The 19,762-nt window shown below is 60.6% G+C and carries 10 protein-coding genes and 8 pseudogenes; all 18 read left to right on the top strand.

The features are described 5' to 3' along the window. The first annotated feature begins 231 nt into the window (after positions 1-231). Complete coding sequence (locus AB4N76_RS29740; protein WP_046032207.1) at positions 232-678, top strand: DUF411 domain-containing protein; 447 nt, start codon at positions 232-234, stop codon at positions 676-678. Beyond that, positions 678-1,112 (top strand): YqaA family protein, encoded by a 435-nt coding sequence (locus AB4N76_RS29745; RefSeq protein WP_046032206.1) that lies wholly within the window; start codon positions 678-680, stop codon positions 1,110-1,112. Before AB4N76_RS29740 ends, AB4N76_RS29745 begins: the two co-directional genes overlap by 1 nt. An 85-nt stretch (positions 1,113-1,197) precedes the next feature. Then, on the top strand, positions 1,198-2,223 hold the full coding sequence (locus tag AB4N76_RS29750; RefSeq protein WP_460163938.1) for an alpha/beta fold hydrolase: 1,026 nt from the start codon (positions 1,198-1,200) through the stop codon (positions 2,221-2,223). Positions 2,224-2,236: 13 nt separating this feature from the next. Then, on the top strand, positions 2,237-3,190 hold the full coding sequence (locus AB4N76_RS29755) for a D-2-hydroxyacid dehydrogenase family protein (RefSeq protein ID WP_460163939.1): 954 nt from the start codon (positions 2,237-2,239) through the stop codon (positions 3,188-3,190). A 575-nt stretch (positions 3,191-3,765) separates the two neighbouring features. Next, positions 3,766-5,390 (top strand): annotated as a pseudogene (gene glgA, locus AB4N76_RS29760) (glycogen synthase GlgA). Next, positions 5,371-7,167: pseudogene (gene treZ, locus AB4N76_RS29765) on the top strand (malto-oligosyltrehalose trehalohydrolase). The pseudogenes glgA and treZ overlap by 20 nt, the downstream one beginning before the upstream one ends. Beyond that, positions 7,164-9,244, top strand: a pseudogene (gene malQ / locus AB4N76_RS29770) (4-alpha-glucanotransferase). The pseudogenes treZ and malQ overlap by 4 nt, the downstream one beginning before the upstream one ends. Next, a pseudogene (locus AB4N76_RS29775) lies at positions 9,241-12,048 on the top strand (malto-oligosyltrehalose synthase). The pseudogenes malQ and AB4N76_RS29775 overlap by 4 nt, the downstream one beginning before the upstream one ends. Beyond that, positions 12,045-12,379: pseudogene (locus AB4N76_RS29780) on the top strand (DUF2934 domain-containing protein). The pseudogenes AB4N76_RS29775 and AB4N76_RS29780 overlap by 4 nt, the downstream one beginning before the upstream one ends. Before the next feature lie 102 nt (positions 12,380-12,481). After that, positions 12,482-14,647 (top strand): annotated as a pseudogene (gene glgX, locus AB4N76_RS29785) (glycogen debranching protein GlgX). Between the two features lie 179 nt (positions 14,648-14,826). Then, positions 14,827-15,583, top strand: a pseudogene (locus tag AB4N76_RS29790) (PIG-L deacetylase family protein); the annotation flags it as partial. Positions 15,584-15,867: 284 nt separating this feature from the next. After that, positions 15,868-16,660 (top strand): annotated as a pseudogene (locus AB4N76_RS29795) (endonuclease/exonuclease/phosphatase family protein). Between the two features lie 286 nt (positions 16,661-16,946). Then, positions 16,947-17,165, top strand: coding sequence for a hypothetical protein (locus AB4N76_RS29800; RefSeq protein ID WP_460163940.1), 219 nt, complete (start codon positions 16,947-16,949; stop codon positions 17,163-17,165). 15 nt (positions 17,166-17,180) lie between these two features. Beyond that, on the top strand, positions 17,181-17,429 hold the full coding sequence (locus tag AB4N76_RS29805) for a hypothetical protein (RefSeq protein ID WP_460163941.1): 249 nt from the start codon (positions 17,181-17,183) through the stop codon (positions 17,427-17,429). Continuing rightward, a complete protein-coding gene (locus tag AB4N76_RS29810; RefSeq protein WP_460163942.1) occupies positions 17,426-17,977 on the top strand; it encodes a hypothetical protein in 552 nt (183 codons plus the stop codon). Before AB4N76_RS29805 ends, AB4N76_RS29810 begins: the two co-directional genes overlap by 4 nt. Beyond that, the gene (locus tag AB4N76_RS29815; protein ID WP_460163943.1) at positions 17,974-18,609 is read left to right on the top strand and encodes a hypothetical protein; all 636 of its coding nucleotides are present in this window, start codon (positions 17,974-17,976) and stop codon (positions 18,607-18,609) included. Before AB4N76_RS29810 ends, AB4N76_RS29815 begins: the two co-directional genes overlap by 4 nt. Positions 18,610-19,062: 453 nt before the next feature. Then, positions 19,063-19,173, top strand: coding sequence for an autotransporter domain-containing protein (locus AB4N76_RS29820; RefSeq protein WP_460164655.1), 111 nt, complete (start codon positions 19,063-19,065; stop codon positions 19,171-19,173). After that, a complete protein-coding gene (locus AB4N76_RS29825) occupies positions 19,121-19,450 on the top strand; it encodes an autotransporter domain-containing protein (RefSeq protein WP_460163944.1) in 330 nt (109 codons plus the stop codon). Before AB4N76_RS29820 ends, AB4N76_RS29825 begins: the two co-directional genes overlap by 53 nt. Positions 19,451-19,762: the final 312 nt, after the last annotated feature.

Below are 19,762 nucleotides of genomic sequence, written 5' to 3' on the forward strand. Positions count from 1 at the left end.
CTGTACCTGTACCTGTACCTGTAGGAGCCGAGCTTGCTCGCGATAGCGGTGTGTCAGTCAACAATTATGCTGGCCAACACACCGCTATCGCGAGCAAGCTCGGCTCCTACAGGTTTTGCATTGTCTGTGCAGTTATTTCTGCATTACTTAGAAACACTCTCCTCCCTCATCCGTGGCTAAACTGGTCAAAATGCGTCTTTTTTGACCGTCACCCGAGTCGAGATCCCTCCCATGCGAACCCACCTGCGTCTGGCCGCCCTGAGCGCCCTTCTCATCTCCTCCCTGGCCCAGGCCGCCGACCTGATCCCCATCGAAGTTCACCGCGACGCCAACTGCGGCTGTTGCAAAAAATGGATCAGCCACCTTGAAGCCAACGGGTTCAAGGTTGAAGACCATGTCGAAACCAACATGAGCGAATTCAAACAACAGCACGGTGTGCCGCCGCGTCTGGCGTCGTGTCATACCGCATTGATCAACGGCAAGTTCGTCGAAGGCCATGTCCCGGCGGATCAGGTGCTGGCGTTGAGCAAGCGTGACGATCTGCTCGGTGTTGCAGCCCCTGGCATGCCCATGGGTTCGCCCGGGATGGAAATGGACGGCATGAGCGATGCCTATCAAGTGATCGGCCTGAAAAAGGACGGCACGGATGTCGTGGTGGCGGATTACCCCGCCCATTGATGTCGGGGGCTTACCTCGGGCTGTTCTTCGCGGCGTTCGGTGCCGCGACGCTGCTGCCGTTGCAGTCCGAGGCAGTGCTGGTGGGGTTGTTGCTCAGCGACCGCTATTGGCTCTGGTCGCTGTTGGCCGTCGCCACACTGGGCAATGTGCTTGGTTCGCTGGTGAACTGGTGGCTGGGGCGCGGCATCGAACGCTTTCGCGACCGGCGCTGGTTTCCGGTCAGCCCTGGTCATCTGGAACAGGCACGAAAACACTATCAGCGTTACGGCCATTGGTCCTTGTTGCTGAGTTGGGTCCCGATCATCGGTGACCCGCTGACGCTGGTGGCTGGCGTCATGCGTGAACCCCTGGGGCGATTCCTGGTGATCGTGACCCTGGCCAAAGGCGCCCGCTATGGCGTGCTGGCCCTGGCCACGTTGGGCTGGGTGGGTTGAACGATCAGGCGCGGCGATTGCCTGTGTTTAATGTCGCGCTAATCATGTCGATTCAGCATCGGCGGATTTTCTACGGAGTTCACCCATGCCCCTCGCCCTCTCCCGCTGGCTGCCCAGCCTGCTGTTGACCGCCGCACTGCCCCTTACCGCCCATGCCGAAGGACCGGAATACGGCCCTGAATTGCAAGGCTTCGAATACCCCTACACCGTCAAGCATTTCGCCTTTGAGTCCCAAGGCAAATCCCTGCAAATGGGCTACATGGACGTCGCCGCCCACGGCAAGGCCAACGGGCGCAGCGTCGTCCTGATGCACGGCAAGAACTTCTGCGGCGCAACCTGGGACAGTTCGATCAAAGCCCTCAGCGAGGCCGGCTATCGCGTCATCGCACCGGACCAGATCGGTTTCTGCACCTCCAGCAAGCCCGATCACTATCAGTACAGCTTCCAGCAACTGGCAACCAACACCCAACAACTGCTCAAGGCCCTGGGCATTCAGAAGGCCAGTCTCCTCGGCCATTCCACCGGTGGCATGCTCGCCACCCGCTATGCGTTGCAATATCCCGATCAAGTCGAACAACTGGCGCTGGTCAATCCCATAGGCCTGGAAGACTGGAAAGCCCTTGGCGTGCCCTACCGCACGGTCGATCAATGGTACGCGCGCGAACTGCAGCTCAATGCCGACGGTATCCGCACCTATGAGCGCAACACCTACTACGGTGGCCGCTGGAAGCCAGAGTTCGATCGCTGGGTCGACATGCTCGCCGGCCTGAACAAAGGCCCGGGGCATACACAGGTCGCGTGGAACTCGGCGCTGATCTACGACATGATCTTCACCCAACCGGTGTATTACGAATTCAAAGACCTGAAGATGCCCACGCTGTTGCTGATCGGGACGTCCGACACTACCGCCATCGGCAGTGACATTGCCTCGCCAGAGGTCAAGGCCAGACTCGGTCACTACGACGTACTGGGCAAGGAAGTGGCGAAACTGATTCCGCAGTCGACCCTGATTGAATTTCCCGGCATGGGCCACGCGCCGCAGATGGAAGAACCGGCTCAATTCCACAAGGCCTTGCTCGACTGGCTGAACAAAACCAACCCTGTTCATTGATGAGGTAAGGCGGATGACTGTGCAAATTGCGGTGATCGATGACTGGCAGGATGTCGCTCGCGAAGTGGTGGAATGGTCGGTGCTGGAAAACGTCGGCGAGGTGAGTTTTGTCCATGACTACCCGGCCGACAATGAAACCCTGGCCGAGCGTCTGGGCGCCTATGAGGTGATCTGCGTGATGCGCGAACGCACCCGGTTCGATGAAGACCTGCTGCGGCGGCTGCCGAAACTCAAACTGCTGGTAACCGGCGGCATGCGCAACGCGGCGCTGGATTTCAAAGCGGCGGCTGCGCTGGGGATTCAGGTCTGCGGCACGGACAGCTACAAACATGCCGCGCCAGAACTGACCTGGGCGCTGATCATGGCCGCCACTCGCAACCTCGTGGTCGAAGCCAACGCCTTGCGCGCCGGCCAATGGCAGCAAGGGCTCGGCGGTGATTTGCACGGCAAAACCCTGGCAATCCTGGGACTGGGCAGCATCGGCAAGCGCGTCGCGCAGTTCGGGCAAGTGTTCGGCATGCGGGTGATTGCCTGGAGCGAGAACCTGACCAGTGACGCGGCAGCCGAAGTCGGCGTGACCTATGTCAGCAAGCAGGAACTGTTCGAACAAGCGGATGTGTTGTCGGTGCATCTGGTGCTCAGTGAGCGCAGCCGGGGCCTGGTCGACGCACAGGCGCTGGACTGGATGAAACCCACGGCACTGCTGGTCAACACCGCGCGCGGGCCGATTGTCGATGAGGCGGCGCTGATCAAGGCGTTGCAGAAGAATCGGTTGGCGGGGGCGGCACTGGATGTGTTCGAAGTGGAGCCACTGCCTGAACATCATCCGTTCAGGACCCTGGAGAACGTGCTGGCGACGCCGCATGTCGGGTATGTGAGCCGACAGAACTACCATTTGTTCTTTTCGCAGATGATCGAGGATGTTCAGGCATGGTCGGTGGGTAATCCAATCCGGCAGCTCACCTGAGACCGAGTTATCGTTCATCGCGGGCAAGCCCGCTCCCACAATTGATTTGTAGCGTTCACAAAATCGTGTGGGAGCGGGCTTGCCCGCGAAAGCCATAAAAACCGACATAAAAAATACAAACTGAACGCACCGCAACAGTGCACCATCTCGCCCCCACGCCCATTTCCGTGACTCACCAGTCCCGTTTTGACCCACCCCCAAAAATAAACCTGCACTTCGTCGGTGCGTTTGCCCCTTCCGGACGTTGTTCTTTTACCCTCTAGAAACCGATTGTCGAACAATTTCACCACTTGACCCGCCCCGCTCTAGGATCTGGCCTAGACTCATTTTCGCGAGGTAAAACCGGTCGGTCATCTGGCTGTAAAAAACTCGAAACTTTCGGTCCTGGCCATGGGTCAGGTTAAAGGTAGGGCTACAGCGACTGGTGCATTCCTTGCAACGGCCCCTCCACCCATCTGCTTCAACGCATTGGGCAGCATTTGCCACGATGCGTGCGCGTTTGCGCCCGGCCACAGGATAGGGCCACCCCCTTTGTGCCAGACCTAAGCATTAGATCAACACCACGGGAGATTCATATGATTAGTGCGGCTTTAGATATTCAGGGAGAACGTGCTCATCAGCAGGTCGGCGAATCGAGCGCCGTCAATGCACCGAGCGCGCAATCGATCAGCGTCCCCGGGACCAAGACGCTGACACCAGCTGCCAGTCAGAATCCAAACAGAAAAAAAGTGTTGTTCGTCACCTCCGAAATTGCCGATCTGGTGAAAACCGGTGGCTTGGGCGACGTTTCCGCCGCGCTGCCTCGCGCCATGTCGCACCTGCACGATGTGCGGGTACTCATTCCCGGTTACCCGCAAGTGCTGCACAGCGAAAACCCGATTCATATCATTGGTGAACTGGGTGGGCACGCCGCACTGCCGCCCTGCAAGATCGGGCGCATGGACATGCCGGACGGTCTGGTCATTTATGTGCTGATCTGCCCTGAGCTCTACGAGCGCGAAGGTTCGCCGTACGGCGCCAACAATGGCCGTGACTGGCCAGATAACCACATTCGCTTCGCCCGCCTGGGCCTCGCCGCCGCCGATATCGCTGCCAATCTCGCGCAAATTCACTGGTGCCCGGATCTGGTGCACGCCCATGACTGGCCTGCGGGCCTGGCGCCGGCCTACATGCACTGGCGCGGGCAGCGTACGCCAACGTTGTTCACCATCCATAACCTGGCCTACCAGGGCGTGACCAGTCTGGGTTCGTGCCCTGAACTCGGCATACCCGCACACGCCCTGCAACAGGAAGGCATGGAGTTCTACGGCAAGATGTCGTTCCTCAAGGCCGGCATGGCGTATTCGAGCCACATCACCACCGTCAGCGCCACTTACGCCCAGGAAATCACCACGCCGGCCTTCGGCTGCGGTCTCGATGGTTTTCTTGCCGCCAAGACCCAGCAAGGCCTGCTCAGTGGCATTCCCAACGGTATCGATGAGAGTTGGGACGCGGCCACCGACGCCCACCTGTTCTGCCCGTTCAGCATTGGCGACTGGGACGGCAAAGCGGTCAACGCTGCGCACGTCCGCGAACTGTTTGGCCTGGAAGACTCCGAGGGTCCGCTGTTTGCGGTGGTCTCGCGGCTGGTCTATCAAAAAGGCCTGGACCTGACCGAAGCGGTCTCCGAATACATCGTCAAATCCGGCGGCCAGATTGCAATCATCGGCCGTGGCGAACCGGAAGAAGAACAAGCCATGCGTGAGCTGGCCTTGCGTTTTCCGGGGCAGATCGGCGTGCGCATCGGCTTCAACGAAACTGACGCCCGTCGCATGTTCGCCGGCAGCGATTTCCTGCTGATGCCTTCGCGTTATGAACCCTGCGGCTTGAGCCAGATGTACGCCCAGCGTTTCGGCTCGTTACCGGTGGCGCGCAATACCGGCGGCCTGGCCGACACCATTGAAAACGGCGTCACCGGGTTCCTGTTCGACGAATCCTCCGTCGAGAGTTACCAGGAAGCCCTGAGCCGTGCATTCAAGGTGTTCGCCTTCCCCGACCTGCTGCATGCGATGCGTTGCCGGGCGATGGCAGCCCCTTCAACTGGTGCAAGGCAGTGGAACCCTACGCCGAACTCTACGAACAGCTTGTGGCGAAGGCCTTGGGTAAATCCGGGCCGACAATAAGAGAAGAGGTTTTCAACGATGCCGTTACGGACCCTTGAGACCTGGCCCGGCGCAATCATGCTGGACGCAGAGCACACGCGTTTTGCCTTGTGGGCGCCTGATGCGTTTTACGTCAGTGTCGAACTGGAAAATGGACAATCCTTGCCGCTGCTGCCTCAGGCGGATGGTTGGTTCGTGATCAAGACCCGCTGCCTCGCGGGCACCCGTTACCGCTACAACATCGATGGCTGAGCTGGAGGTGCCGGACCCGGCCTCCCGCGCCCAGGCCGGCGATATCGACAGCCACAGCGTGGTGGTCGATCCGCTGGCCTATCAATGGCAACACAACACCTGGCAAGGTCGGCCATGGAACGAAGCGATCATCTACAGCTGCACGTCGGTGTACTCGGCGGTTACAGCGCCGTCGAGCAGCACCTGTCGCGCCTCGCTGAACTCGGCATCACGGCTATTGAACTGATGCCATTGGCGCATGATTTCCCGGCGAGCTCAATTGGGGTACGACGGTGTTTCCCTCTACGCCGCCCAGGCGTCCTATGGCTCGCCCGAGCAACTCAAACACTTGATCGACACCGCCCACGGCCTCGGCCTGGCGGTGATTCTCGACGTGGTCTACAACCACTTCGGCCCGGACGGCAATTACCTGCATCATTACGCCAGGGGCTTTTTCCGCGACGACAAGCACACACCGTGGGGCGCGGCGATCGACTTTCGGCAGCACGAGGTGCGGGATTTTTTCATCGATAACGCGTTGATGTGGCTGCTCGAATATCGCTTTGACGGTTTGCGCCTGGACGCGGTGCACGCCATTGAAAGCCCGGACTTCCTTGAAGAACTGGCGCGACGGGTGCGCCAGCAAACTCGAACCCACACACCATGTGTGGCTGATGGTGGAAAACGAACACAATCAGGCCAGCCTGTTGGAAAAAGGCTTCGATGCACAGTGGAACGATGACGGCCACAACGCCCTGCATGTGTTGCTGACCGGCGAAACCGACGCCTACTACGCCGATTACGCTGAACAACCCACCGAACAACTCGCTCGCTGCCTGAGCCAGGGCTTCGTGTTTCAGGGCCATATCAACCGCCACGGCACGCCACGTGGCGAGCCCAACAGTCATTTGCCGCCGACAGCCTATGTGCTGTTTCTGCAAAACCATGACCAGATCGGCAACCGCGCGTTAGGCGAACGGTTTGCACCAATTGACCCACCCCTGATGCACTTTATGCGGCCACCGTGTTGCTGCTGCGCTGACTCGCCGATGATCCCGCCGATGTTCATGGGCGACGAATTCGCGCACAGTCACCGTTCCTGTTTTCACCAGCCACCACGGCGAGCTTGCAGAACAGGTGCGCGAAGGTCGGCGCAATGAATTCGCAGCGTTCAGTGCCTTTGCCGATCCGCAGCAGCGCGAACAGATTCCCGACCCCAATGCGCCGCAGACCTTCCAAGCCTCGCAACCGCAGCGAAGCGCCAGCGCACTGCCAGCACCACGAGCTGTACCGGCGCCTGCTGCAGCTGCGCCACCAGCACCTCATCCCGCGCCTGCCCGGCACCCAGGCAGTAGGCACCGACGTATTGGGCTACGCGGCGGTGAGCGCCCGCTGGCGACTGGGCGATGGCAGTGAGCTGCGCATTGACCTGAACCTCAGCGACGCGCCGGTGGTCCACACCCACAGGCCGACACGATCTTGCTGTTCGAACACCCGCCTCACTCGGCCGGCCTGTTGCACCAGGGCAAACTTGCCCCGTATTGCGCGCTCGTCAGCCTCACGGCCGCAGCCCCTTTGCCAGATTCGAATGGAGAGCGCCCATGAGCGACGCGCAACCGAAATACTGGCCAGCCGCGCAGGCCTGGCCGTCGACTGGATCGACGCCAATGGTCGCCCACAGAAAGTAGCGCCGTCGGTGTTGCGCGCGGTCCTCACTGACCTCGGCCATCCGGCGGGCAGCGCCCAGGAAATCGATGCGAGCCTGCTAGAGCTGCAAACCGTCCAGCAAACCCACCACCTCGCCGCCGCTGATGACGGTCGACGTCGGTGGCGGCCTCGATCTGGCGCGGTACTTCGAGCGCCGAAACGCCCTGCGACATTCATCTCGAAGACGGCTCGCGGATCTACCTGAAACTCGACGCTCAGGCCGTGCTGCCGGGGCTGATTCCGGTCGGCTACCAGCACGTCAGCATCGACGGGCAATCCTTCACCCTCGCGGTGATGCCCGACCGTTGCTACAGCGTCGGCGACGCCGTCGACAATCGATCCCACGTACCTGGGGCCTGATTATGCAGCTGTACTCATTGCGCCGTGTCGGCGATGGCGGTTTCGGTGATACCCAGGCGCTGGAGGACCTCGCCCGGGTGGCGGGTGAACGCGGTGCCGAGGCGTTGGCGATCAGTCCGTTGCACGCCATGTTCAGCAGCGACACCCAGCGCTACAGCCCGTATTCGCCGTCCAGCCGCTTGTTTCTCAACAGTCTGTACGCCGCACCCGGAGCCGTCCTCGGTGAACGTGCGATGCGCGCGGCGATTGACGCCACCGGGCTGACCACCGAACTGCAACAGCTCGAACAACAGCCACTGATTAACTGGCCCGTGGCCGCGCAAGCCAAGCATCGTGTATTGCTGGCGTTGTACGAAGGTTTTGTCCACGGCGAACACCCGCTGCATGAAGACTTCAGCAGCTTTCGCCATGCCTCGGGCGAAGCGCTGGAAAACCACTGTCGCTTCGAAGCCCTTCAAGTGCACCGCGCCGCCCTGGGTGAAAGCCTCGACTGGCGCGAGTGGCCCGAGCAATGGCGCGACCCGCGCAGCGCCGCCCTCGCCGAATTCGCTGAAGAGGAACGCGGCACGCATCGGCTTCTTCGCCTTCTGCCAGTGGCTGATTACCCGGTGCCTGGAGCGCGCACCAACCGCCGCCCGGAGCGCCGGCATGAGCATTGGCCTGATCGCCGACCTGGCGGTGGGGGCCGACGGCGGCGGCAGTCAGGCCTGGAGCCGGCAGAGACGAGTTGCTCGCCTCGCTGACCGTGGGTGCGCCGCCGGACATCCTCAACCGTACCGGCCAGGGCTGGGGCATCTCCGCGTTTTCGCCCGAGGGCTTGGTGCGCAACGGGTTTCGCGCCTTCATCGAAATGCTCCGCGCCAATTTCGCCCACGCCGGCGGCTTGCGCATCGACCACATCATGGGCCTGCAACGGCTCTGGGTGATCCCCAACGGCGCGCCCCCCAGCGACGGCGCGTACCTGTATTACCCGGTCGACGATTTACTGCGGCTCCTGACGCTGGAATCCCATCGGCATCAAGCCATTGTGCTGGGCGAAGACCTCGGCACCGTGCCCGATGGCCTGCGGGAAAAACTCATTGCGCGCTCTATCCTCGGCATGCGCGTGTTGCTGTTCGAACAGGACAACGCCCACTTCAAGCCGATCCTCGACTGGCCGGACAACGCGCTGGCGACCACCAGCACCCATGACTTGCCGACGCTCAATGGCTGGTGGCATGGTCGTGACATTGACTGGAACGCCCGGCTCAGCCTGATCGACGCCAACGGCGAAATCGAGTGGCGCCAACATCGCGAGCGCGAACGTGAAGGCTTGCGTCGGGTGTTGAGCCAAGACCCGCAGAATCTTCGCGAAGAATCCTACGAAACCGATCAGGTGCTCGACGCCAGCATCCGGTTTCTCGGGCATACCCGCGCACCACTGGTGTTGCTGCCACTGGAAGATGCCCTCGGTATCGAACAGCAGGCCAACCTGCCCGGCACTATCGACACTCACCCGAACTGGTCACGGCGCCTGCCCGGCGACAGCGAGGCCCTGCTCGATGATCCGGACGCGGCCCGGCGCCTGGAACTGCTCGCCTGTGCGCGGCCTCGGGCAGGTGAGCGTGACCAATGACGCCTGTGTTTATCCAACCGCCGCGGGCAACCCTGCGGCTGCAATTTCATAAAGGCTTCACCCTGGATCAAGCCGGTGCCGCTGGTGCCGTACTTTGCCAGCCTGGGCATCAGCCACGTATATGCCTCGCCCTTGCTGGCCGCCCGCGCCGGCTCCCTGCATGGCTACGACGTGGTGGACCCGACAACGGTCAATCCCGAGCTGGGTGGCGAGGCGGCGCTGCGGCGTCTGGTCGATGCCCTGCGCACACAGCGGATGGGGCTGATCCTCGACATCGTGTCCAACCACATGGCCGTGGGTGGCGCGGATAATCCCTGGTGGCTGGATTTGCTGGAATGGGGGCGCTTTGAGCCCATTCGGCGAGTTCTTCGACATTCAGTGGCACTCGCCGGACCCATTGATGGAAGGCCAGTTATTGCTGCCCTTCCTTGGCAGCGACTACGGCATCGCGTTACAGGACGGCACCCTGCCCCTGCGTTTCGATGCGCAAGGTGGCCGCTTTTACGTGCAGCATTACGATACCGCTTTCCGGATCTGCCCGATGCACTTCGGCGAACTACTGACAACCGGTGCCGAACCGCTTAAATCGTTGGCGGAACGCTTTACCACTTTGAGTTACCAGACCGACGCTCATCGCCTGGCGGTGCCGCTAAAAACCGAGCTGCGCGAATTGGCCTGCGACCCGCTGATGCTTCAGTCGATCGAGCAACACCTCGGCGCCTACGACTCGCTCACACCCGAAGGCTTCCAGCGCTTGCACGCCTTGCTTGAGCGCCAGAGCTATCGCCTGGCGAGCTGGCGCACAGCGGCGGATGACATCAACTGGCGGCGCTTTTTCGATGTCAACGAACTGGGCGGCTTGCGCGTCGAGCGCCCGGCGGTATTCGAGGCCACCCACGCGAAAATCTTCGAACTGGTGGCGCAAGGCCTGATTGACGGCCTGCGCATCGACCATATCGATGGCCTCGCCGATCCCCGTGGTTACTGCGCAAACTGCGACGTCGGGTCAATCGCCTGTCACCGGCTCGACACCTGCCGATCTACGTCGAGAAAATCCTCGGCCAGGGTGAAAACCTGCACCGCGACTGGGCGGTGGATGGCACCACCGGGTATGAGTTCATGAACCAGGTGTCGTTGCTACAACATGATCCGCAAGGCGTCCTCTCCCTCGGCAAACTCTGGCAGCGCTACAGCGAACGACCCGCCGACTTTGGCCAGGAGGCCCAACTGGCGCGCCAGCAAATCCTCAATGGTTCGTTGGCCGGTGATTTCGAAAGCGTTGCCCAGGCCTTGCTGCAAGTCGCCCGCGACGACCTGATGACCCGCGACCTGACCCTCGGTGCGATCCGCCGGGCGTTGCAGGGTGATCGTGCACTTCCCGGTGTACCGCACGTATATCGAAGCCCCCGTGGCCGCTCTACTGAAGACGACGTGTTTTTCCAGCAGGCGCTGAACGGCGCGCGGCCGACCCTGAGCGAAGCCGATTGGCCCGGTGCTCGATTGCCTGGCCCGCTGGCTCGGCGGTGAGCCCTGGCGCAAGCGTCCGGTGGGGCGTCAGCGCAAGATACTCAAACACGCCTGCGTGCGCTTTCAGCAACTGACGTCACCAGCCGCCGCCAAAGCGGTCGAAGACACTGCGTTTTATCGCTCGGCAGTGCTGCTGTCGCGCAACGACGTAGGGTTCAGCACCGAACAGTTCAGCGCCCCGTGTCGGACTTTCACGCGGCCTGCACCCAGCGCCTGTCCGATTTCCCGGACAACTTGCTGGCCACCGCCACCCACGACCACAAACGCGGCGAAGACACCCGCGCTCGCCTGGCCGTATTGAGCGAACTCAGCACCTGGTATGCCGACCAAGTCCCCTGTGGCGCACGCTCGCCCGGCCACTGCGCGACGACGACCAGATGCCGACGGCGGGCGACGAATTAATCCTCTATCAGGCGATCCTCGGCAGTTGGCCGTTGACCCTGCGCGGCGACGATGAGCCGGCGCTGGAGGACTACGCGAAACGTCTCTGGCAGTGGCAACAAAAAGCCCTGCGCGAAGCCAAAGCTGCGTAAGCAGCTGGAGCGCGCCGAACGAACCTACGAACACGCCATGCAGGTGTTTATCCAGCGTCTGTTTTCGGCGTCCCGAAGGTGAACGGCTGCGCGCGGCTCTCGATAAAGCGGTTCACGCGATTGCAACATCCGGCGCACTCAATGGATTGGCGCAAACCTTGCTGCGAATGACGGTGCCGGGGGTACCGGACCTCTATCAGGGCAACGACTTCTGGGACTTTACCCTGGTCGACCCGGACAACCGCCGGCCGGTGGATTACGGCAGCCGTCAACGGGCACTTCAGGGAGCACTTCAGCGAACTGCGGACCTGCCAGAACTATTGGCGAACTGGCGTGACGGGCGCATCAAGCAAACACTTATCGCCCACGTGTTGAACCTGCGGGCCGATGCCGAGCTGTTTTCGCGAGGGACCATAGCCTCCTGAAGTGGTCGGCAACCAGGCTCATCGCGTGTTGGCCTTTGCCCGCGCGGGGAGGAAAACGCGCCATCGTGATCGTGCCCGATACGCTGCGCCGAACTGCTGAAAAACAGTGCCCAACCCCAGGATTGATGCGCCGCAGTGGGGCGATACACGGGTCAAATTGCCGTTCGCCTGCTCTGACGAAAATCTGAAGGGACTTTTTCCAGCGTCGCAGTCACAAAAACAGGAGCTGAACATCGGCGCCGCGCTGGGGGATGTCCCGGTCAATCTCTTATCCAACTCTTTACCCAAGCTTGAGTTCAGTTCAGGAGCATTGCGATGAGTACCGACGATAAACGCGTTCGCGAATTCTGCCTATCAGATCTGGGAATCGGAGGGCAAACCCGAGGAGCCAGAAGCCTGACACTGGGAGATGGCACGCAAGCTGGCCGAAGCGGAAGCCCGGTGCCGAAAATCACCTGAAACCCGCGGCGGCAAAACCCGCCGCGGCGAAACCTGCGGCCGGCAAGGCCAATGGCGCGCTGAGCGGTAAAGCCAACGATGCCAAACCCAAAGCCAAGGCCAAGCCCGCTGCAGCGTCGAAAGTGATTCCGCCGGGAGAAAAAGCGCTGGAGAAGAAGCCTCGCGCGTCGAAGAAGCCACCGGTCACCTGACGTTCCAAGCGCTTTGCCTTGATCGATGACGTGGCGAGTTCGCTCGCCACTTTGGGCATGCTCGTCCCTCGAAAAACTTGATCCCCGTTTGCAGGAGCACCTATGACCACGCCAGAAGAAAGCCGCGCCAGAACCCGCGCCGAGGCCTCGCGAATTCGTGAAGGCCTGCCCTTCCCGCTGGGCGCAACCTGGGATGGTCTGGGGGTCAACTTCGGCGTTGTTTTCCGCCAACGCCACAAGGGTCGAACTGTGCATTTTCGATGACTCGGGCGAGGTGGAACTTGAACGCATCGAGCTGCCTGAATACACCGATGAGATCTACCATGGCTACTTGCCCGACGCCCATCCGGGGCTGATCTATGGCTATCGCGTCTATGGCCCGTACGACCCGGCCAATGGGCATCGTTTCAACCCCAATAGCCTGGCTGATCGACCCGTATGCCGAGCAACTGGTCCGGGTCAGTTGAAATGGTCCGAAGCATTGTTCGGCTACACCATCGGCCACCCCGACGCCGACCTCAGTTTCGATGAGCGTGACAGCGCGCCCTTTGTGCCCAAATGCAAGGTCATCGACCCTGCGCACACCTGGGGTCACGACCATCGCGTGAGCGTGCCGTGGGATAAAACGATCATCTACGAAACCTACGTGCGCGGCATCAGCATGCGACACCCCTCGGTTCCCGAAAATGTGCGCGGTACCTTTGCCGGGTTGATGGTCGATGATGTGCTGGAGCACATCCGCAAGCTCGGCGTGTCGTCCGTTGAATTGCTGCCGATCCACGCCTTCGTCAACGATCAACACTTGCTGCACAAAGGCATGACCAATTACGGGGGCTACAACAGCATTGCCTTCTTCGCCCCGGACCCACGCTACCTGGCCAGCGGCAAGATTGCCGAGTTCAAGGAAATGGTCGCGCACCTGCACGCAGCCAATCTGGAAGTGATCCTCGACGTGGTCTACAACCACACCGCCGAGGGCAATGAACAAGGGCCGACCCTGTCGATGCGCGGCATCGACAACGTCCCCTACTACCGCTTGCAGCCCGACGACAAACGCTTCTACATCAACGATTCCGGCACCGGGAACACGCTGGACCTGAGCCATCCGTGCGTCTTGCAAATGGTCACGGATTCCTTGCGCTACTGGGCCTCGGAAATGCACGTCGACGGCTTTCGCTTCGACCTGGCGACTATTCTCGGTCGCTACCACGACGGTTTCGATGAGCGCCACAGTTTCCTCGTGGCCTGCCGCCAGGATCCGGTGCTGCGCCAGGTGAAAATGATCGCCGAACCCTGGGACTGCGGCCCCGGTGGCTATCAGGTGGGCAACTTTCCGCCGGGCTGGTGGAATGGAACGACAAGTTTCGCGACACCGTGCGCGCGTTCTGGAAAGGTGACGATGGCCAACTCGCCGATTTCGCCAGCCGCATGACCGCCTCGGGCGAGATGTTCAACCAGCGGGGCCGGCGCCCTCCGTTTCCTGCTGAACTTCATCACGCCCACGACGGTTTCACCCTCAACGACCTGGTGTCGTACAACGACAAACACAACGAAGCCAACGACGAGAATAACCAGGACGGCAGCAACAACAACCTGTCCTGGAATCACGGCGTTGAAGGCCCGACCGACGACCCCGAGATCAACGAGCTGCGCCAGCGACAGATGCGCAATTTCTTCGCCACGCTGTTGCTGTCCCAAGGCACGCCGAGATGTTGGTCGCGGGCGACGAATTCGCCCGGACCCAGGAAGGCAACAACAACGCCTATTGCCAGGACAGCGAAATCGGTTGGGTCAACTGGACCTCAGCGAAGACGGCAAGGCCTTGCTCAAATTCGTCAAACGCCTGATCAAGCTGCGTCTGACTTACCCGATCCTGCGTCGCGGGCGCTTCCTGGTGGGCAAGTACAACGAGGACATTGGCGTCAAGGACGTCACCTGGCTCTCGCCGCACGGTGGTGAAATGTCCCAGGAACAATGGGAGAAGGCCCACGGTCGGTGCCTGGGGATCTTGTTCGATGGCCGCGCCCAGGAAACCGGCATCCGCCGAAAAGGTGCGGACGTGACCCTGTTGCTGGTGGTCAACGCGCACCACGACATCGTCAACTTCACATTACCGGAAGTGCCGGATGGTGGCTTCTGGACTTGCATGATCGATACCAATCAACCGTCGATTCGTGGGCAGGAACGTTTCGAGTTCTGGTCACGAGTACTGCAGTGACCGCCCGCTCACTGCTGCTGTTCGAATTGCAGCATGAGGACGAAGAGTAACGCACGCGCAGGTTTGGGCGACCCTTTGCGCAATCGGCTACAAGTCGACTAAAAATAAACGGACTTAGATGAAACCGTCACGCGACGAACAGCGTGACTTGAGCAATACTCTGTTGCCGACAATCCAGGGTACGGAGCGTTGCACAATTGTCATCAAACAGAACAAGGACGTAGGCCCGATGAAACCCGTCTGCATCATCGACAGCAGCCAGCCAGCACAAATCTGGAACAGTGCGCTGCAGCTGGACAATATCCCGGTCATCAACACCCAGACCCTAGTCCCCACCGGCGCCCGCGCCGTGGTGATCGCGCCGCATCCCGGCGATGAAGTGGTCTTCTGTGGCGGCTTGTTGCAACTGCTCTCTACCCTCGAACATCCCCTGCAATTGATTTCGATCACCGATGGCAGCGCTCCCCATCCGGGTTCGCAACAATGGTCGGAGAAGCGCCTGAGCGTGTTTCGTGGTCAGGAAAGCGTCGAAGCCTTGCGCCGGCTTGGCTTGCCGTTGCACAGCCTGAAATGGATTCGTGGCGGCTTCACCGACAACGCCCTGGCCCGAACACGAGACGCAACTGACCCAATTCATTGCCCGTTACTTGCGCCCTGGCGACGTCGTGTTCAGTACCTGGCGCGAAGACGGCACGTCTGATCACAACGCCGTCGGTCGTGCCTGTGCCCTCGCGGCGAGCCAGGTCGGCGCGACGTTCCATGAAATGCCTGTCTGGGCGTGGCACTGGCCGGCTCGCGACCACGGCCTGATGCCCTGGCACCGAGCGCGCAAAGTGCGCCTAGACACCTGGACCGTCGCGCGCAAAAGCCACGCCACCCACGCCTATGCCAGCCAGCTCGACGGCGAGCCGGCCCTGGGCATTGCCCCCCTGCTGCCCCGAGTGATCCTGGACCGCATACGTATGCCTTACGAAATCGTGTTCATCTGGAAATCCGTAGCAGCCGTAGCAGCTGTAGCAGCTGTAGCAGCTGTCGAGCCTGCGAGGCTGCGTCCGGCTGCGAAGCAGTCGTGAAATCAGACGGCGCGGTGTTTCATAAAGATCGCATGTGCAGGTTTTACGACCGCTACGCAGCCGAACGCAGCCTCGCAGGCCTCGACAGCTGCTACACCTGCTGCCACCTGCTACAGCTGCTACAAAATTGCAGTGGCACTGAACGCCCGCAGCGACATCAGTCGCATGCATAAGCAGTCCTGATTCGAGGAGCAAACGTGACCAGCGATCCCGAGCAGCGGGCCGCCTTGCACCCGTCCCCGACGATTCATCGCCTGAGGGTGCTGACGGTCAACACTCACAAGGGGTTCACCGCCCTCAACCGGCGTTTCATCCTCCCGGAGCTGCGCGAGGCGGTGCGCAGTACAGGCGCCGACCTTGTGTTCCTGCAGGAGGTGGTGGGTGAACACGATCGGCATTCATCCCGTTACTACAACTGGCCGCAGACCTCGCAATACGAATTCCTCGCCGACAGCATGTGGAGTGACTTTGCCTATGGGCGCAATGCGGTCTACCCCAATGGCCACCATGGCAATGCCATTGCTGTCAGAATTACCCGATCCGTGAATTTCGTAACCTTGACGTATCGATCACCGGCCCCGAACGACGCGTGAGTTGTTGCACTGCGTGCTGGAAGTGCCGGGGCACGCAGAAGTGCATGCGATTTGCGTGCACCTGAGCCTGCTCGAAAGCCATCGCCAGTTGCAGTTGCAGCTCCTGTGTCAATTGCTCGAGTCCCTGCCCGACCAGGCCCCGGTGATCATCGCCGGCGACTTCAACGACTGGCAGCTGCAAGGCAATGCCGCCCTCGCCCGTCGCGACTATTTGCATGAGGCCTTCGAACGCGCCCATGGGCGCCCGGCCAAAACCTACCCCGCCCGCTTTCCCTTGCTGCGCCTGGACCGGATTTACCTGCGCAATGCCAGCAGCCATGAGCCACGAATTCTCGGCAACAAACCCTGGACGCATTTGTCGGATCATCTGCCGTTAGCGGTGGAAGTGCACCTTTGAATGACCGGTGGGCTCCATTCAAGTCCTTGCTTCGAACGAAAATACGCGCCCCTACCTGTTATTTCTGACAGTAGCGGCGTTCAACATCTGTTGTTACGGTGCAACTATCCGTATCCGTTGCACGTTCGGATACACAACCCGTAGCAGCCACTGTTGCCAAAGACTTTTCAGTTCGGACCCTGCATTACCGATGTCGTCTCGCAATTCGCGCTGCCCAGGGCGCCTGACACGCTGTCACTCACGCAGTGAGCGGTGTCGTGGCGCCGATCGATACGTGGAGACGAACATGGAAGCGACCCACTACCGTTATTCGGCCTGCGCCTTGACGTTCTGGCTATGTGTGGGCTGGTCGCAAATCGCCGATGCGGCCTGTTCACTCATATCTACCGCCGGCAACGACAACTATGTGTGCGACAGTGGCATTAGCGGGCCACTCACCGATTTGTCGGGTAATAACGTCCTGACCTTCCCGCCAATGGCACTGGAACCATTAATGGCAATGTGACCTTTGGTGCAGGTAGTGACTCAGGTATTGATGCGCTCGGGCACCCTTGCTGGTGTGCTCGATCAAGGTACTGGCGCCAATACACTGCAAATCGACAACGGGATAATTACCGGCGAAGTCCATCAACAGAGTGGCATTGACACGTTCATCATGAATGGCGGCAGGATTAAGTCCCTGGCCAAGGCGACGGAGTTCGACCGATTCCTGATGACCGGCGGCACCATTGTCGACGTGTTCGAAGTGACGGTGACTTTGCAGAAATGACCGGGGGAGTCATCGGCCGGGTCGACATGAAGCTCGACGACAATACCTATGTCATGTCGGGTGGGCAGATCCTGGGCAATCTGGTGACCGGTTTTGGCAAGGACACCATCATCCTTTCCGGTGGGCGGATTGGTGGCAACCTCAGCGTCAGCGGCGGCAATGACAGCATTACCGTGACAGGCGGGGAAATCGTCGGCCAGGTTCGCGCCAGTTTCGGCAATGACAAACTGCTCTGGGAAGGCGGCGGATCCCGTTCCGCCATCCTGATGGGTGACGGCAATGACAGCGTGACCCTGCGCAACCTGACCGAAAGCACCCTCGCCCTGACCCCGGCAATCGATGGCGGCAACGACAACGATGTACTGACTTTCGACCACGTCGCCACCGCCGGCCCTGCGCGCTACTCCAACTGGGAGTCGGTCAACCTGAGCAACGGTTCGAAAATGGACCTTGCCGGCATTTTTGTCCTGGGAGACAGCGCCAGCGGCACCGGCGTGTTCAACATTGATAGCAGCAGTAGCGCTGACGTCCGCTCAGAGGCAGCATGATGCCCTTTATCGCGGGAAAGCTTGCCACGTTGAATAACGCAGGGACCCTCGATCTGAGCAGCGGCAATAACCGCACCAATGACACGCTGACCGTGCAAGGCAGCTACGCGGGTAACGGCGGCCAGATGCTGCTGCAAAGCTTGGTGGGTGACGACAGTTCACCCAGCGACAAACTGGTGGTAATCAATGGGTCGATAACCGGCAGCACGTTGATCACTGTCAGCAACCTGGGCGGGACCGGTGGGCTGACGCAACAGAACGGCATTCAACTGGTGCAGGCCCACGGCACGGCAGTCAGTAACGCCGATGCCTTTGCGCTCAAGACTTCGGTGTCGGCCGGTGCCTTCGATTACCGACTGTTCAAGGGCGGCGTCACACCGGGCACAGAAAACAGTTGGTATTTGCGCTCGGCAGTCGTGGCCCCGGCCACCATAGCCGCATACCCAACCCCGATCCGACATTGCCGCAACTCATCGTTCCGGTTGTCGCAACGCCCGTGCCCGCCGAAGCACCGGCGGGCAGTCCTCCATTACCGGTTTTACCAGCCGCTGTATCGGGTGCGGCACCAATCCCGCTTTATCGCCAGGAAGTTCCCGTCTGGTCGATACTGCCGCCCGCCGCCGCACAACTGACCCTGAGCGCACTCGGCACCTTCCATGATCGCCAAGGTGATCAGCGGCTGCTCACTGAAACCGGGGCATTGGGCAGCTGGCTGGGGCCGAGCCTATGGCAAGAACCTTGATCAGACCCGGGCCGGTACCGTGACGCCACGCCTGACACGGCCAGCTCAGTGGTTTCCAGGTGGGTAACGACCTGGTACAGTTCGCAGACCTCCCGGAGGTCAGTCCCAACGCACCAGGTTTTTTTGTCGGTCACACGCGTTTGCAGGGGGATGTCGACGGTTTCAACGAAGGGTTCGAAGGCAAACGTGCTGGCAACGTAGAAGTTGAAGGCGACAGTTATGGCCTGTATTGGACATTGACTAACCCTGCGGGGCTGGTACGTCGACACCGTCATCATGCGGCACCCGGCTGGACGGCGATGCGCACTCCGAACGGGGTCTTAAGTTGGATAACCGCGGTCATGTGCTGACGTTATCAGCAGAAACCGGTTACCCCTTTCCAATCGGGGGTAATTGGGTGATTGAACCCCAGGCGCAAGTCATCCACCAAAGTTTCGCTGGACAGCCAGGATGACGGTGTCTCCCACGTCTCATTCAATTCCGACAACGCCTGGACCGGTCGCCTCGGTGCAAGATTCAAGGGGCGCTATGAAGTCAGTGGCCGACCGCTGGAGCCTTGTGTGCGCGCCAATCTATGGCACACCTTTTCCGGCACCGACTCGGTGACCTTCGCCGGTGCTGAACGGATCGATACTGAACAGCGTTCGTCTTCGGCCGACCTGGGAGTCGTGCATGGTCTAAGCCCTCGCCAAAGCAGTGAGCGTTTATGGCGGCATAGACTACAGCAGTAACATCGACAGCAATCAGCTGCGCGCGATGGCCGTAAACGTAGGTGCGAGGGTCAGTTGGTAACCGGCAGAGTGTCTCAAAAAAGTGCCAACACGAGAGTTTGTGACGGTTTATCGAACAAACAAGCGCTTAGATACGCGCCGTAAATCAGTCACTTGTAACACACAAAATACCCATACAATTTATCGGCCATTTTCTTGACGCACTGTCAACGGTCTTCTTAGCTACACCTTACTACCCCGAAGTACCATCAGGGGCATCCCCAAGACACCCGCCAAACCGGGCGCCCAAAGCGCATGCCCCAATCCACTCGG

Source organism: Pseudomonas sp. S2_F03 (genome assembly GCF_054668335.1).